Origin of the sequence: Micromonospora sp. DSM 45708 (assembly GCF_039566955.1) — a bacterium.
GTDB lineage: Bacteria > Actinomycetota > Actinomycetes > Mycobacteriales > Micromonosporaceae > Micromonospora.
Genome location: NZ_CP154796.1, coordinates 6504201 through 6519947 on the forward strand (window position 1 = coordinate 6504201; position 15747 = coordinate 6519947).

Sequence of the window (15747 nt, forward strand, 5' to 3'; positions counted from 1 at the left end):
GGACCCCTACGGGAGGACGTTCCGGGTCGACCGGGGTGCCGTCCCGGATTCGGTGGACGTCGAACTGGGCAAGGCTGGGCCCATGGATGACCGTCTCGCCCTGCTGCTCCCCGTCGCCGCCGTCTGGCTGGCCGCCGGCCTGGTCGCGGAGGGCCTGCCCGGGCTGGACCGCGCCCGCGCGCTGCGCCGGCGTACCGGATGGTTGTCCGCACTGGTGCTGACCGGCCTCACGCTCACCGCGGCGGTCCTCGTCGCGGGCCTCCAGAGCGCCGGCGCCACGGCGGTCGACCGGGCCGCCGCCGGGCTCGCGGTCGCGGCGGCCCCGGCGGCGCTCGTCGCGGTCTGCACCGTACGCCGGCTGCGGCGGCTGCGGGCCGGCGCGGGCGCCTTCGCCGCGGCGCCGGGGACCCCGGCCCCGCACGGGTTGCGGGCCGCCGCCGCACACCCGCTGATCGCGCTCCCGCTCCAGGCGACCGCGCTCGCGGTGCTGGTGGCGGTGCTGCCGGCCGCCGGGGTCGACCTGTTCGCCGCGCCGGGCGTGGCCGGCCCGGCGATCACCGTCGCGGTGCTCGGGCTGACCGCGATCGGGGTACGCCACGCGCTGCGGCACAACCGTCTCGCCGAACGGGCGATGCCCCGGGCTGCGGCGGTGTCAACGCGCCCGGCCGGTGCCCTGCACGTATAGCAGTTCGAGGATCGCCCGGGTCGCTTCGAACCAGCGGTCCAGCCAGCCGGGCGGGGGCACGCTCCCCTTGGGCGGCAACTCCAGCAGCAGCCCGCGCAACAGCGGATGGTCCACCAGGGACTCCTGCTGCTCCAGCGGCCATCCGCTGGGCGGGAACGACGGCTCGGTCAGCGGGTTCGGGTCGAGCGACGGCAGCGAGAGCGTCGACGAGGACGGCTCCGGCACGCCGGTGTCCCGGTCGGTGAGGTCCTCGCCGTCGGTGGAGACCACCTCGGTCAGGACGGTGTCCCGGCGGGCCCCGCGGTACTTGCCACCGAACCGCTCGGGCTTGCCCGGGCCGTTGGTGAGATTCTCTGAACCGATCGTCGTCATCAGTCTCGCCTGCCTCGTTCGGTTGCCGATCCGTGCGGTTCAACGAGGCGGAACGGAACAGGCGACGGGTGCCCGGCGTCGACGGCCGGTGGACGTGGAACGGTCCCGCCCGGCGACGCTGGCGGGCGGGACCGTTCCTCGGGGTTACCGATCAGCTTTGGCCGAAGGCTCCGCCCCGGGCCCGGGCGACGAATGCGTGCCAGTCACCCGGGGCGAAGACCAGGGCGGGTCCCGCCTTGTCCTTCGAGTCCCGGACGCCGACCGCCCCGGTCACGTACGCGACCTCCACGCAGTTGTCGCAGTTCGGCCCGCTCTTCGAGCTTTTGAACCACGTCGCCTGCGTCAGGTCCACGGGGAACTCCTTGGTCGCCATTTCCACAGCGGCTCCTCTGCCAGTCTCGCGATGTGTGCGACGGACTCCTCCGGTCGAATGGCCGCTGCTCGAATGTGATCGAAGATGAAGCTGTACTTCTGAAGCTCGTCGCTCTTCTCGAGGAAGAGCCCACCCGTGGCGTTCTCCGCGTACACGACATCGGGATCACTCGGTTCGGGGAAGCTGAGGATCGTGAAGGTTCCGTCCATACCGGCGTGTGCCCCCACCTCGAAGGGGAGGACCTGCACCGTCACGTTCGGCAGTTGGGCCACCTCCACCAACCGCTTGAGCTGACCACGCATCACCGCGTCGCCGCCAACCGGCCGGCTCAGCACCGCCTCATCGAGCACCACCCACAGATCGACCGGATCGTCCTGGGTCAACAACGACTGTCGGCCCAATCGGACACGGACCCGTTGGTCGATCTGTTCGGCGGTGAAGTCCGGACGGGCGGCGCGGATCATCGCCCCGGCGTACTCCTCGGTCTCCAGCAGGCCGGGCACGACCTGCTGCTCGTACGCCCGGATCTGGCCGGCCGCGGCCTCCAGGCCGACGTACGCGCCCACCAGCACCGTGCTGTACGGGTGCCACCACCCCTTCTGCCGGGCCTCGCGGGCGATCTGCACCAGCTCGTCGCTCTCGGCGCCGACCACCCCGTAGATGCGGAGCATGTCCCGCACGTCGCGAGGCGTGGCGGTGGTGTGCCCGGTCTCGATCCGGGAGACCTTGGACGCCGAGCACTCCAGTTGCTCGGCGACCGCTTCTATGGTGATGCCGGCGGCTTCCCGTTGCCGGCGGAGCTCGGCGCCGAGTCGGCGTCGACGGATGGTCGGGCTGCGCCGTTCGCTCACGACGCGGCCCCAGGACTCACAGTCACCCGGCTACCTCCGGTCGGTCGCGCCCGGTTCCACACCCGCCGTGGGCGCGACCGGCGGGCGGCGGGCAAGCGTTCGCGGCAGGGGTGGTGCCGGTCGTCGACCGGCCGCGACGGGCGAAACCGGCGTCCAGTGTGCCGGCCCGGCACCTGAGGCTTCAAGCGTCCGGTTCACGTGTCCCGCTCACCTATCGGCAAAAGTCGACGTGCAACTTGCATGACGCACGTCGCTGATGCACTCTGTCCGTATGGCACGGGTTACTCACCGTCTTCGCTTGATCTCCGCGCGTGGTGACACCACGGTCCGCGGGACGGCCGGAGGGGAGCCGTCCCGCGCCGTGCGACCTGCCCCGGAGTGAAGACCCCACCGCTGCACGCCAGCTTGGCTGCGGCGGCGGGAGCGGTAACCGGGAGCAGCCGGGTGATGGTCGGGTGACGGCTCGCCACCGCGGGTACGGCCCGACCAGCACCGACGACCACCGGTCCACGAGGTAGACCCCCCGTCACCGGACCGCACCGACCCGTTCAAGATCGCCGGCCCCGCGCCGGCCGAACCCTCCCAGGAGCCCATGTGCTTCCCCGCTCCGGTGACGTACTGCACGTGACGCGCGCGGCGAGTGTCCAGTTCTTCCGACCGATCATGTTCCGGATGATCCGGGTGCTCGACTGGCCGGCCTACGACGGTTGGCTCTGGCTCGACGGCTACGAGTTGAACGCGGCGGGGGACGCGGTCAACCGGCGGTCGATCTTCGTACAGCAGGAGGGGCTGCGGCAGATCCAGGCCGCGCCGGCCCCACGGCAGCACACCGTCCGGACGGCCCGCCGTCCGGTCGTCCGGACCCCGGTCCGGGTGAGCTGACCTCACGATTCCCGGCCGGTGGGCGTGCCGCCGCCATAGAATCGGTACGCCCACCCCGGCACGTTCCACCCCGCGCGCCACGGACCCTGAACCAGGGATGGTCATGGTCAATCTGCCCGCCGCGCGGCGGCACCACCGGTCCCGCACCGGCTACGCCCTCGGGCTCTTCGTCTTCCTCGGGGTCGCGACCGCGCTCGCGCTCATGGTCCGCCACCCGGCGTTCTCCACCACCGAGCAACTGGCCGAGCCCGTGCCGGCTCCGGAGATCACCGTGGCCGGCGCGGACGCCCGGCCGACCGCCGAACCGCCCGGGGACGACCCGAACGAGGTCGAACAGCCGTCGGTGGCGGACGGGGAAGCAGCGCCCCCGTCCGACGCGGCGGGCAGCGGGGCCGGCGAGGGCACGCTGGCCGAGCGCCCCACCGGATCGGAGGATCTCAGCCGGCCGCTGTTCTACTCCGGCGTGCTCGGTCTCGCCATCTCACTGGCCGGGCTCGGCCTGGTCGGCACCCGCCGCCGACAGTGGTGAACGTCAGGGGGTGGCGGAGGTGGTCGGCGCGGAGCCCGGAGTGCTCGCAGCGGTCGTCGGTGCGCCGGTGGTGGGTGCGGCGGGCGCGGCCACCACGAGGGTGACCCGTTCGCCCTCGCCCACGGCGTAACCGGCCTCCGGATCCGTGGCGAGCACCGTCCCGGCCGGCCGGTCCGACGGTCGGCGTTGCACGCGGTAGTCGACGCCGAGCCGGTCCAGCACCGTCCGGGCGGCCGACTCCGGGAGCCCCACCAGCGGCGGCATCGGCACCTCCACCGCCGTGGTCGGCGGCGTGCCGGACGGGGAACTGGACGGTGACGCGCTGGTCGGGGTGGCGCTGGCCGAGGTGGCACTGGCCGGCGCGGACGCGCTGGGCGCCGCCGACGGCGTCCCCGGACCGGAGTCGCGGTCCGCGGCCCGCAACGCCAGCCACACCCCGGCCGCGATCAGCCCGACCAGGATCAGGGCCAGGACGCCCAGCAGGATCGGCATCCACCAGCGGCGCCCGGCCTGCTCGTCGCCGTACCACTCGGCACCCGGCTCCGGATAGGCCGCCGACCGTGGCGGCGGCACGCCGGCCCGGCCGGACCAGGCCGCGCCCCCGACCGGCTCCTGCCGGCTGGTGGCGTCGAGAGGCCGAGGTGCCCCACCGGGCAACGGCCGGGTGGCATCCGCGTCCCCGCCGGCGCCGGCCGCGTTCCGCGGCATGGCCCGGGTGGCGTCCACGTCCTCGCCCGACCCGGCCGCGTTCCGCGGCATGGCCCGCGTGGCGTCCACGTCACCGCCCGGGGACCGGTCCGGCGGCAGGGCCCGGGTGGCGTCCGCGTCGTCGGCGGGTGGTTCCTGACGGTCGTCGCTCATGGCACACGTCCTTCCCGCACCGGGACGGGGCACGCGGCCCTCGAACGTCCACGGTAACGGGCCACGGCCAAGCCGGCAGGGATCAGCACGCCGGGCGGCGTCAGGGCGTCGGCGACGGGCCCTCGGTCGGCGTGCCGGACGGCTCGTTCCCGCAGGTCAACGACACCTGATCGTTCCAGTGGGCGGTGCCCCCGGCGACCGGGTCCTGCCCGGTGACCGGCCCCCGGCGACCGGTCAGGTAGCGGGGATACAGCCCCGCCTCCACCAGGTCGTCGGCGGCGTCGGAGCAGGACTCGCCGCCCACGTCGGGCACGGTGACCTCGGGCGCCGGCCCGGCAACCCAGACGGTGACGGTGACACCGCGCTTCACCGGCTCCCCCGGCCGGGGCGACGTGCGCTCCACGGCGCGTCCCGAGCCGCTGCCGAACACCAGCCGCCAACCGAGCCGACGGTCGCGCAACTCCTGTCGGGCCCGCACGAAGTCGGTACCCACCACCTCCGGCACGGTGAGGCCGGCCGGGGTGCGCGAACGCGTACCGGTCGGGCGGTCCTCGACGGGACGGTCCGCCGTGGGACTCGCCCCGGTCGGGCCGGACGACGGGACCACAGGTGGCGACGCGGCCTCGGACGAGGTGGTCGGCCGGTCCGGTTCTCCGGCCAGGACCCAGCCCCCGCTGGCCCCGATCACAGCCAGCAGGACCGCCGCCAGGCCGCCGCCGACGAGCAGCCGGGTCCGGTCCGGACCGGTCTCGTCACGTACCGGCTGCCGCTCGTCCGTCATCGCGTCTCCCGCCTCAGTCATCGGCGACCGTAGCCGGTGCCGCCAAGTCATCCGAGCCCTACCGGCCGCTCCCACGACTCGCCGGGCCGACCTCGGGACGCTACGCTGCCCGGCATGGCCAGACGGGGCTGGGGAGGATCGACCGCCGCCGCGCTCGGCGTCGCTGCCGGCGCGGGCGCCGCTCAGCTCGGCTTCGGCTACGGGCTGGGCATCATCAACTGGGCGCCCACCGGCACCGTACGCATCGAGTCGGCCTGGGTGGCGAGCCTCGCCTGGGCGACCTGGATCGCCGCGACCTCGGTCATCGCCGGTGCGGTCTGCGCGCAGCGCCTGCGCGGCGGCGGGGACGAGCCGGTGGGCGTGTTGCCCCGGCTCGGGCTAGCCCTCGCCGCCGGTGTCGGCGCGCTGGTCACCGTGCTGCTGGTGGCGGTGCCGGCCCGCGCCGCCCGGGTGCCGGACACCACCGCGCCGCAGACCGTCGCCGCCGCGTACGCGGGCGCGGGCCTGGTGCTCGGCGTGCTGCTGGCGACCTGGGCGCTGCACACCCGCGCCGCCGCCACCAACCTGATCGCCACCACCGGCTGGCTCTGGCTGCTCGCCGTGGTGTCGGTGGTGGACGGGGTGCTCTCCGGCCGGGGCCTGACCACCGCCCAACTCGGCATCTGGCAGATCAGCGCGGACAGCGCCCGCTTCTGGATCCGTGACTACTTCTACTGGCCGGGGGCGCTGCTCTCGCTGGGCTCCGCGCTGGTGATCGGGGTGCTCGCCGCCCGGCACGCGACCCGGTCGCCGGGGGTGCGGGTCGGTGCCGCCGCCTCCGGCGCGGCCGGTCCGCTGCTGGTGGCACTGGCGTACCTGCTGGCCGTGCCGCGACTGGCCGGAATCGCCGCCGAGCAGTTGTCGGCCCACCTGATCGCGCCGTACGCGGTGATCGCCGGGGTGGGCGGCTCGATGCTGATGGCCGCGCTGGCCCAGCGGGCCGACCGTCGGCGCGGTGCGGAGGCGGAACCCCCGACCGGCGCGACCGCGACGCCGGCCGGTCTTGACACGGCGGAGCCGGCCGGGCCCACGCCGCAGCGGTCCGCCGATCCGGAGTCGGCCGGGCCCACGCCGCACAGGTCCGTCGATCCCGATCCGGACAGCCCCTCGGACACGGGGCCGTCCGGGGAGGCCGGCCCCGGTTCGCTGCCGACGACTACGGAGAAGCCGGCCGGGTCGCCGGGTCGCGCCGGCGAGCGGCCCGGGTCGCCGGGTCGCGCCGCCCGGACCGCCACCGACCGTCGAGGCCGGACGGTGCCCCAGCAGCGGCAGCCCGAGGTTGCGCCGCCGGACGACCCGGCCAGCAATCAAGACGACGCGCCAGACGACGAGGCGGGCACGGGCGGGTCGGGCACCGGGAGGGCTGCGGCCGGACCACAACCCGGGCCGTCGTCCCCGCCCGTCGAACCGAAGACGCGCCGCCGCGCCCGCTGATCCCGCCGTCCGGCTCCGACCTCCGGTCGACGCCCGAGCCGGCACCACTCCGGCGGGCCGGCGATACGCACAGTGATGTCTCCACCGAAGGACGCTGCTTGGAGCGATATGCCTCTGAGGCATAATTATGCCTCAGAGGCATATCGCTCCGGGCCGGCCTTCTTCCGAGAGGGCGACACACCCGAGTGGGCCGGATACCAGCCGGGGCGGGCAACCGATCAGTCGACGGGCCAGGTGTGGACCGGCTCGTTGGCGCGCTGCAACTCGGCGTAGCGCTGGACCATGTGGTGCAGCGCGGCCTTCCGGTCCATGCCCCGGTGCCGCTCGGCCGCCCACACCGCCTCGGTCTGCCAGACCGCGCCGTTACGGCCGGTACGGCAGCGCCCCTCGATCACACCGAGGAGGCGGTCCCGCTCGGCCGGGGCGACCCCGAACCGGTCCAGCCCCTGCGAGGCCACCGGCAGCAGCGTGTCGAGGACGAGCGTGGTGACCGGCACGTCGCCGAGCTTGGGCCAGTGCAGCACCGCGTCGATGCCACGTCGGGCGGCGGCGTGGAAGTTCTCCTCCGCCGAGCTGAACGTGAGCTGGCTCCAGATGGGACGGTCCGACTCGGCGAGGCCACGGGCGAGCCCGAAGTAGAGCGCCGCGTTGGCGAGCATGTCCACCACGGTCGGGCCGGCGGGCAGCACCCGGTTCTCCACCCGCAGGTGCGGGCGGTCGTTCATGATGTCGTAGACCGGCCGGTTCCAGCGGTAGACGGTGCCGTTGTGCAGCCGCAGCTCGCCGAGCTTGGGCACGCCGCCGGCGTGCAGCACCTCGACCGGGTCCTCGTCCTCGCAGATCGGCAGCAGCGGCGGGAAGTAGCGGACGTTCTCCTCGAACAGGTCGAAGATCGAGGTGATCCAGCGCTCGCCGAACCAGACCCGTGGGCGTACGCCCTGGGCCTTCAGCTCGTCGGGCCGGGTGTCGGTGGCCTGTTCGAAGAGCCCGATCCGGGTCTCCGCCCAGAGCTGTCGGCCGTAGAGGAACGGCGAGTTGGCCCCGACGGCGACCTGCACGCCGGCGATCGCCTGGGAGGCGTTCCAGTAGTCGGCGAAGCTGTCCGGCGCGACCTGGAGGTGGAACTGGAGGCTGGTGCAGGCGGCCTCCGGCGCGATCGAGTCGGTGTGCGTCCGCAGCCGTTCGACGCCGTTGATGTCCAGCTCGATGTCCTCGCCGCGGGCACCGACGATCTGGTCGTTGAGCACCCGGTAGCGCTCGTCGGTGGAGAGGTTGTCCGCGACGAGGTGACGCTCGGTGAGGGTGGGCAGAATGCCGACCATCACGATGGTGGCGTCGGACTTGACGGCCCGCTCGTCGGCGCGGCTGAGGCTGCTGCGCAGATCCTGCTCGTAGTCGCTGAAACCGGTGCCCTCGATCAGCCGGGGTGAGGCGTTCAGTTCGAGGTTGAACTGCCCCAGCTCGGTCTGGAAGAGCGGGTCGGCGATGTCGGCCAGGATCTGGTCGTTGCGCATGGCCGGTTCGGCGGCGGCGTCGACCAGGTTGAGTTCGATCTCCAGCCCGGTCATCGGGCGGTCGGCGTCGAAGCCGAAGTCGTCCAGCATCAGCGCGAAGACGTCCAGGCATCGCCGGACCTTCTGCCGGTAGCGGACCCGATCCTCCCGGGAGAAGGCGCCCTGCTCGACGTCCCTGCCCATGTGTCCTCCCGGCGCCGGCGCCACGGAACCGTTGGCGTTCCGCAACGCATTGTGAACCATTCACGTGATGTGCGTAAGAGCGTCCGGCTTGGTTGACCGCCGGCCGGGCGCAGGTTTGCACCTGTACCCCGCCGCCACCTCGCCCAGCGCCGTCAACCCGCGAACAACACGTGACAATTCGCACGATCACCTCGCGCCCACCCCCGTCGGGGCCGAGTGGGTGGGGGAACGGGACGGGCCCGCACCGTCGGTGGACGGTGCGGGCCCGTGGGTCCGGCGAGGGGATCAGCCCTGGCGGATGGCCTCGCCCTCGATCTCGATCTTGACCTTGCGGCCGACCAGGACGCCGCCGGTCTCCAGCGCCACGTTCCAGGTGAGACCGAAGTCCTCCCGGTCGATCTCGGTGTGCGCGGAGAAGCCGAAGATGTCCTGCCCGAACGGGCTGCGGCCGACGCCCTCGAACTCGACCTGGAGGTCCACCGGACGGGTCACGCCCTTCACGGTCAGCTCACCGGCGAGCACGAACTCGTTGCCCTCACGGGACTTCACGCCGGTGCTGCGGAACTCCAGCGTCGGGAACTGCTCGGCGTCGAGGAACTCCGGGCTGCGCAGGTGCCCGTCCCGGTCGGCCTGCGCGGTGTTGATGCTGGCCGCCTGGATGCTGGCCGTGACCGAGGACTGCAGCGGGTCGTCGGTGACGGTGATGGTGGCGGTGGCGTCGGCGAACTCACCGCGTACCTTGCTGACCATCATGTGCCGCGCGACGAAACCGACGCGCTTGTGCGCGGCGTCCAGGAGGTAGGTGCCGGGGGTGGGGATGGTGAGACCCTCCCAGTCGCGGGTAGTCGCCTCGGTGCTGCTGGTCATGATGCGCTCCTCCGGAGAAGATTGTTTAGTAGCCCAACGACTGACTGAGCAACTATAGCCACAGCAATATTCCCTGTGTCAAGTGTTGCTAGGATGGTGACGTGGATCAGAACGTGTTCGACGACCCCCGGATCACCGCCGTCGGCCTGCTCGTCGAGGCGCACGCCGGGCTCTCCGCCCGGTTCGCCGCCCAGTTCGAGGAGCACGGGCTCTCCCCGGTCGAGTTCGAGGTGCTCACCCGACTCGCCCGTTCCCCCAACAACCAGCTACGGATGACCGACCTGGCGGCCCAGACCTCGCTCTCCACCAGCGGGGTGACCCGGGTGGTGGACCGGATGGAGCGCGACGGCCTGATCCGCCGCCGGGCCTGCCCCTCCGACCGGCGCAGCTCGTTCGCCGTGGTGACCACCGCGGGTCTGGGCCGACTGGACGAGATCCTGCCCGGCCACCTGAAGATCATCGAGCAGTGGTTCACCGGCCAGCTCGAACCGACCCAGCTCGACGGGCTCCTGGACGGGTTGCGCCGGGTGCGGGACGCGGTCCACCCGGGCGCCACGGCCGGCAGCACCGAACCGGCCGGGAACGCCACCTGCTGAGCCCGTTCACTACTCGCCGGTCACCGGCAGAATGACCGGCAGAACCGCCGCTACGCCGGGACAAAAGCGATCAATAGCCACCAAAGACGTCGGGGTGGCTGGATAAGCTTTCAGCGCGGGGGGCACCGGGGGGTGCGGGCGCGAGCGTCGAGCGAGGGGCAGCACCAGGGGGCTACTTCGCTCGCGCCACCCCCGCGCCCCCACCGCGACAGCCCGGGTCAGGTCCGGCCCGCGCGTCCCCGCTGCGCGGCCAACGCGTAGAGCAACTCCTCCTCACGGGGCAGCAGGTTGACGCCGGTGATCTGCCGCGCCCGGTCCAGCCGGTCCAGCACGGTCAGATCGCCGGTGCTGGCCGCCAGCCCCACCAGCGCCTCGACCAGGTCCCGCCGGTCCGCGCCCCCGGCCGCCGCCTCCGCCGCCGTGGCGAACCACTCCGCCGCCAGCTCGCGGTCGCCGCGGTGCAACGCCACCTGACCCTCGATCAACGCGCGGAGCGCATCCTCGGTGCGGGCGTCCCGGCCCGCACCGGGCGCTTCCCACCGCTCGGCGTCCGGTGCGCGACGCGGGCCCGGCGCCGGGCCGCACGGCCACAGCTCGGCCACCACCGCCAGCGCCTCGTCGTCCCGCCCCTGGAGTGCGAGCGCCAGCCCGACCGTGCCGATCGTCCGGCGACGCCGGCCCGGATCGCCCAGCTCCACCAGCGCGGACGCCGCCCGCCGCCCCTGCTCGACCGCCTCGGCGTAACGGCCCTCCAACCGGGTCAGCTCGGCCAGATCGGCCCGGGCCAGCAGGCGGAGCCGCTGGTCGCCGCACTGCGCCGCCAGCCGGTCGACCGCGGCCAGCCGCCGCCGGGCGCCGGCCAGCTCTCCCACGCGTACGTCGTGCCAGGTCAGGTGGTGCTGGGCGACCGCCATCTCGCGTACCCGGCCGTGCCGGGAGGCCAGCGTCAGCGCCGCCTCGGCCTGCTCGCGGGCCTCGTCGTGGGAACCCAGCCCGCGCAGCACCGCGCAGAGCACCGACCGCGCGGACAGCTCCCCGGTCACGTCGCCGACCTCGGCGAAGACGGCCAGTGCCGCACGCGCCGCCGGCAGCTCCTCCGGCCCCGCGCCGTGCTCGGCGGCCAGCCGCGCCGACCCGAGCAGGGCCCAGGCCCGCAGCACCGGACGGGCGTCGGCGGTACGCGGATCGGCCAGCAGCCGGCGCAGCCACCGGCGGCCGGAGACGTCCCGTCCGCGCAACCGCCACCACCGGGGCAGCGCGGCGGCCAGCAGCAGCGCGGTGGCCGGCGCCTCCTCGGCGGCGTACGCCAGCGCGGCGGTGATGTCGCCGGTCGCCTCGTCGAGCAGGTGCACGGTGCCGGGCAGCTCCGCGCCGACCAGGCCGGGCGCGGTACGCCGGACCAGCGCGGCGATCACCGACGCGTGGCGGAGCCGGATCGCCGCCGTCTCGCCCGCCAGGTCGGCCTGCTCGGCCGCGAAGTCCCGGACCGCGTCGAGCAGCCGGAACCGGAACGGGCCGACGCCCCGGACACTCAGCAGGCCCAGCTCGCTGAGCCGGTCCAGCAGCGGCACCGCGTCCCACCGGTCCCCACCGTCGGCGAGTAGTTCCTCGGCCAGCGCGACCGACCAGCGGTTACGGAAGGCGGAGAGCCGGCGCAGCGCAGCGCGTTCGGCCGGGGCGAGCAGGTGATAGCTGGTCGCGACCGCCTCCCGCAGCGTCACCGTGGCGGCGACCGGGTCGGCAGGCGTCCAGCCGGGACGCCCGCCGGCCAGGTCGAGGACCCGGTCGCCGTAGCGGTCCAGCAGTTCGGTGACGTCGAGGATGCGGCCCCGCGCCGCCATCAGTTCGATCGCCAGCGGCAGGCCGCCGAGGCGGCGGACCAGCGCCGCGAGCGCCGGCAGTTCGGCCGGGGCGGGCGGCGCGTGCCGGGCCTGGGTGAAGCGGGTGGCGAAGAGCGCCGCGGCGGGCCAGCGGTCCAGCTCGGCCCGGTCCGCCGGTTCGGCGCCGGCGGGTGGCACGTCGAGCGGCGCCACCGGCCGGACCAGCTCGCCGGGGAGCCCGACCGGACGGCGGCCGGTCGCCAGGACCCGCAGGGTCGGCGCGACGGCGGTCAGCGACCGCAGCGCCTCAGCCACCGGCCCGGGCGCCCGCTCGACGGCGTCGACGAGCAGCAGCGCCGGTCGGCCGGCGAGCCGGCAGGGCAGGTCGGCGAGCCGGCTCACACCGAACACCGTCACCGAGGCGGCGACCACGTCGGCGGCGTCCGAGCCGTCGCCGATCAGCACGCCGACCGCGCCGCCCGGGTGCCGGGCCGCGACCGCATGGGCGACGGTGAGCGCGAGCGCGGTCTTGCCGACGCCGGCGAGCCCGACCAGGCTCACCACCGGGTGCGCGTCGAGCAGGGCGGTCACCTCGGCCACGTCGCGTTCCCGGCCGAGCAGCGGCACGGGCTGGGGCAGCGCGACCGGCGTACCCGGATCGGCCGCTACCGGCGCGGGTCGGGCGGTGGCGACGAACTCCCGGCGGGCCGGGCCGGTCAGGCCGAGCGCGTCGGCGAGCAGGTCGACGGTGGTGCGTTGGGGTCGGGTCGCGCGCCCCCGCTCCAGATCGCGGACGGTCCGCACGCCCACGCCGGCCCGGCCCGCCAGCTCGGCCTGAGTCAGGCCGACGGCGAGCCGGTGCCCGCGCAACAGATCGGACAACGACGCCCGACCACCCGGGCTCCGCGAACGATCATGCTCGGGAGTCATGGGCACGAAGAGTACGGAGGGGATGCGACGCTCTACAGTCCACCGTCAACCACCCGACCGTACGACGCCGATATCCGACAGACGGCCGAGTCGGCCGTCTGTCACATGCCGAGGTCGCGCGCAATGATCATGCGCTGCACCTCGCTGGTGCCCTCGCCGATCTCCAGGATCTTGGAATCGCGCCAGAAGCGGGCGACCGGGTACTCGTTCATGAAGCCGTAGCCGCCGTGGATCTGGGTCGCCTCCCGCGCGTTGTCCACCGCGACGGTGCTGGCGTGCAACTTCGCGATCGCCGCCTGCCGCTTGAACGGCTCACCGGCCAGCATCCGGGCGGCGGCGTCGTAGTAGGCCAGCCGGGCGGTGTGCGCCTTCAGCTCCATGTCGGCGATCTTGAACTGGATCGCCTGGTAGTTGCCGATCGGCTGGCCGAACGCCTGGCGCTCCTTGGCGTACTTGATCGACTCGTCGACGCAGCCCTGGGCCAGCCCGACCGCCAGCGCGGCGATGGCGATCCGGCCCTCGTCGAGGATGCGCAGGAACTGGGCGAAGCCCCGGCCGCGCTCACCGAGCAGGTTGCCCGCCGGCACCCGGCAGTCGTCGAACGTCAACTCGTGCGTGTCCGAGGCGGTCCAACCGACCTTGGAGTAACCGGGCGCGACCGTGAAGCCGGGCGTGCCCGACGGCACGATGATGGTGGACAGCTCCTTGCTGCCGTCCGGCTTCGTGCCGGTGACCGCGGTGACCGTGACCAGCGCGGTGATGTCGGTGCCGGAGTTGGTGATGAACGCCTTCGAACCGTTGATCACCCACTCGTCGCCGTCCAGCACCGCCCGGGTCCGGGTGCCGCCCGCGTCCGAGCCGGTGCCCGGCTCGGTGAGCCCGAAGCCGGCCAGCGCCTCGCCGCTGAGCAGCTTCGGCAGCCACCGCTCCTTCTGCTCCGCGGTGCCGAACCGGTGGATCGGCATCGCGCCGAGCGAAACCGCCGCCTCCAGCGTGATGGCCACGCTCGAATCGACCCGGGCCAGCTCCTCCAGCGCCAGGCAGAGCGCGAAGTAGTCGCCGCCCATGCCGCCGTGCTCCTCCGGGAACGGGAGCCCGAACAGCCCCATCTTGCCCATCTGGCGGACGATCTCGTACGGGAAGGTGTGGTTCTCGTAGTGCTCGGCGATGGTCGGCGCCACCACCTCGCGGGCGAACTCCCGGACGCTCTCGCGCAGCGCCGCCTGCTCGTCGTCGAGCCGGTAGTCCATCTGATCCTCCTGGTGGGACGCCTGTGCGGACGGCCGGCGCTCGTGACGCCGGGCCGGTGGTCAGACCGGGGTGACGCCGTGCCGGCGGGTGGAGAAGTGCCGCTCCTTGCCGCGCGCGGCGGCGAACCGGCGGACCAGCTCGGCGCGCAGCTCGTGCGGCTCGACGATCGCGTCCACCACCAGCTCGCTGGCGAGGCGGACCACGTCGATGTCGCGCTCGTACTCCTCGCGCTTCGCGGCGACGAAGGCGGCCCGCTCGTCGGCGTCGGCGATGGCGGCGATCTTGTTGGCGTAGACCGCGTTGACCGCGGCCTCCGCGCCCATCACCGCGATCTTCGCGGTGGGCAGCGCGATGGTGGCGTCGGGCTCGAAGCCGGGGCCGGCCATGGCGTAGAGGCCCGCGCCGTACGCCTTGCGGACCACCACGCAGATCTTCGGTACGGTCGCCTCGGAGATCGCCGTGATCATCTTCGCGCCGTGCCGGATGATGCCCTGCTTCTCCACCGCGCTGCCGACCATGAACCCGGGCACGTCGCTCAGGAACAGCAGCGGCACGTTGAACGCGTCGCAGAGCTGCACGAACCGGGTCGCCTTGTCGGCCGAGTCGACGAAGAGCACGCCGCCCTTGAACATGGAGTTGTTGCCGAGCACGCCGACGACCTCGCCGTTCAGCCGGCCGAAGCCGATGGTCAGCTCCTTGGCCCAGAGCGCCTGGATCTCGAAGAAGCTGCCCTCGTCGAGCAGGCCCTTGACGTACCGGCGCATGTCGAACGCCTGCCGCTCGCTGGCCGGGACCAGCGCGGCCAGGTCGGCCTTCTCCGGTGCCGGCTTCGCCTCGACGGCCGGCGGGTCCTGCTGCCAGTTCGACGGCAGGTACGACAGGTAGGTCCGCACCACGTCGAGCGCGTCGTTCTCGGTCTTGCAGAGGAAGTGACCCACCCCGGACTCGACGCAGTGCACCTTGGCGCCGCCCATCGCCTCCAGCGTGGTCTTCTCGCCGGTGACCATCTCGACCATCCGGTCGGAGCCGAGGTACATGCTGGCGTTGCCGTCCACCATGGCCACCACGTCGCAGAACGCCGGAATGTACGCCCCGCCCGCCGCGCTCGGCCCGAACAGCGCGCAGACCTGCGGGATCGCGCCGGAGGCCCGGACCTGGTTCCAGAAGATCTTCCCGGCGCCGCGCCGGCCCGGGAACAGGTCGACCTGGTCGGTGATCCGGGCGCCGGCGGAGTCGACCAGGTAGACCATCGGGACGCGGGTCGAGTAGGCCCGCTCGATGATCCGGATGATCTTCTCGACGGTGCGCGCGCCCCAACTGCCGGCCTTGACCGTGGAGTCGTTCGCCATCAGGCAGACCGGCCGGCCGTCGATGGTCGCGGTGCCGGTCACCACCCCGTCGGCGGGCAGGCCGTCGGCCATGGCGTTGGCGTAGAGCCCGTCCTCGACGAAGGAGCCCTCGTCGACCAGGTAGGCCACCCGTTCGCGGGCGAAGAGCTTGCCCTTGGCGGCGTTGGCCGCATGGTATTTGTCCGCACCGCCGGCGCGGGCGCGCTTGCGCAGCTGCTCCAGTGCCTCACCGTCGAGCGTCACGCCGACTCCCTTTGCCACCCCACCGACCTGAACGATCGTTAGGCTACCCCACCCCCGCCCCCTCCGGCGACCCACCACCCACCCGCCGCCCCACCCCCTCCCTCCCACCCGACCCCACCCGACCCCCCGCTCGTGATCAAGGACTTTGCGTCGTCCGAGCCGTCGGATCGGGACACAAACTCCTTGA

15 protein-coding genes are annotated in these 15747 nt (G+C 73.4%); 5 read left to right on the forward strand and 10 right to left on the reverse strand.

Annotated features, from left to right (window positions below; all coding sequences use genetic code 11):
• Positions 1-82 precede the first annotated feature (82 nt).
• On the forward strand, positions 83-685 hold the full coding sequence (locus VKK44_RS28465; RefSeq protein ID WP_343444238.1) for a hypothetical protein: 603 nt from the start codon (positions 83-85) through the stop codon (positions 683-685).
• Here VKK44_RS28465 and VKK44_RS28470 read toward each other — a convergent pair.
• The 3 genes from VKK44_RS28470 to VKK44_RS28480 form a co-directional block, all read right to left on the reverse strand.
• Positions 653-1057 carry a hypothetical protein gene (locus tag VKK44_RS28470; RefSeq protein WP_343444239.1) on the reverse strand — a complete coding sequence of 135 codons (405 nt, stop codon included), beginning with the start codon at positions 1055-1057 and terminating at the stop codon, positions 653-655. The genes VKK44_RS28465 and VKK44_RS28470 overlap by 33 nt on opposite strands.
• Before the next feature lie 151 nt (positions 1058-1208).
• Positions 1209-1430: a DUF397 domain-containing protein gene (locus VKK44_RS28475; protein WP_107158178.1), complete on the reverse strand. Its 222-nt coding sequence runs from the start codon at positions 1428-1430 to the stop codon at positions 1209-1211.
• On the reverse strand, positions 1400-2281 hold the full coding sequence (locus tag VKK44_RS28480; RefSeq protein WP_343444240.1) for a helix-turn-helix domain-containing protein: 882 nt from the start codon (positions 2279-2281) through the stop codon (positions 1400-1402). Before VKK44_RS28480 ends, VKK44_RS28475 begins: the two co-directional genes overlap by 31 nt.
• Before the next feature lie 594 nt (positions 2282-2875).
• Here VKK44_RS28480 and VKK44_RS28485 point away from each other — a divergent pair.
• Positions 2876-3163, forward strand: coding sequence for a hypothetical protein (locus tag VKK44_RS28485; RefSeq protein ID WP_343444241.1), 288 nt, complete (start codon positions 2876-2878; stop codon positions 3161-3163).
• A gap of 103 nt (positions 3164-3266) precedes the next feature.
• Positions 3267-3692: a hypothetical protein gene (locus VKK44_RS28490; protein ID WP_458351577.1), complete on the forward strand. Its 426-nt coding sequence runs from the start codon at positions 3267-3269 to the stop codon at positions 3690-3692.
• Positions 3693-3695: 3 nt separating this feature from the next.
• On the opposite strand, the gene VKK44_RS28495 is transcribed toward VKK44_RS28490, so the two are convergent.
• Both VKK44_RS28495 and VKK44_RS28500 read right to left on the reverse strand, forming a co-directional pair.
• Complete coding sequence (locus tag VKK44_RS28495; protein WP_343444243.1) at positions 3696-4553, reverse strand: PASTA domain-containing protein; 858 nt, start codon at positions 4551-4553, stop codon at positions 3696-3698.
• 100 nt (positions 4554-4653) lie between these two features.
• Positions 4654-5355 (reverse strand): PASTA domain-containing protein, encoded by a 702-nt coding sequence (locus VKK44_RS28500; protein ID WP_343444244.1) that lies wholly within the window; start codon positions 5353-5355, stop codon positions 4654-4656.
• Between the two features lie 93 nt (positions 5356-5448).
• On the opposite strand from VKK44_RS28500, the gene VKK44_RS28505 reads away from it, so the two are divergent.
• Positions 5449-6807 carry a hypothetical protein gene (locus VKK44_RS28505; RefSeq protein ID WP_343444245.1) on the forward strand — a complete coding sequence of 453 codons (1359 nt, stop codon included), beginning with the start codon at positions 5449-5451 and terminating at the stop codon, positions 6805-6807.
• A gap of 218 nt (positions 6808-7025) precedes the next feature.
• Here the strand turns inward: VKK44_RS28505 and VKK44_RS28510 are convergent, their stop codons facing one another.
• Both VKK44_RS28510 and VKK44_RS28515 read right to left on the reverse strand, forming a co-directional pair.
• A complete protein-coding gene (locus tag VKK44_RS28510) occupies positions 7026-8504 on the reverse strand; it encodes a glutamate--cysteine ligase (RefSeq protein ID WP_343444246.1) in 1479 nt (492 codons plus the stop codon).
• A 285-nt stretch (positions 8505-8789) separates the two neighbouring features.
• On the reverse strand, positions 8790-9371 hold the full coding sequence (locus VKK44_RS28515) for a YceI family protein (protein ID WP_343444247.1): 582 nt from the start codon (positions 9369-9371) through the stop codon (positions 8790-8792).
• Positions 9372-9472: 101 nt separating this feature from the next.
• On the opposite strand from VKK44_RS28515, the gene VKK44_RS28520 reads away from it, so the two are divergent.
• Positions 9473-9967: a MarR family winged helix-turn-helix transcriptional regulator gene (locus VKK44_RS28520; RefSeq protein WP_343444248.1), complete on the forward strand. Its 495-nt coding sequence runs from the start codon at positions 9473-9475 to the stop codon at positions 9965-9967.
• Between the two features lie 218 nt (positions 9968-10185).
• Here the strand turns inward: VKK44_RS28520 and VKK44_RS28525 are convergent, their stop codons facing one another.
• From VKK44_RS28525 to VKK44_RS28535, 3 genes are all read right to left on the reverse strand, one after another.
• Complete coding sequence (locus tag VKK44_RS28525; protein WP_343444249.1) at positions 10186-12717, reverse strand: ATP-binding protein; 2532 nt, start codon at positions 12715-12717, stop codon at positions 10186-10188.
• A gap of 101 nt (positions 12718-12818) precedes the next feature.
• Positions 12819-13967 carry an acyl-CoA dehydrogenase family protein gene (locus tag VKK44_RS28530; RefSeq protein ID WP_343444250.1) on the reverse strand — a complete coding sequence of 383 codons (1149 nt, stop codon included), beginning with the start codon at positions 13965-13967 and terminating at the stop codon, positions 12819-12821.
• Positions 13968-14027: 60 nt separating this feature from the next.
• Positions 14028-15560: an acyl-CoA carboxylase subunit beta gene (locus VKK44_RS28535; protein ID WP_343444251.1), complete on the reverse strand. Its 1533-nt coding sequence runs from the start codon at positions 15558-15560 to the stop codon at positions 14028-14030.
• Positions 15561-15747 lie beyond the last annotated feature (187 nt).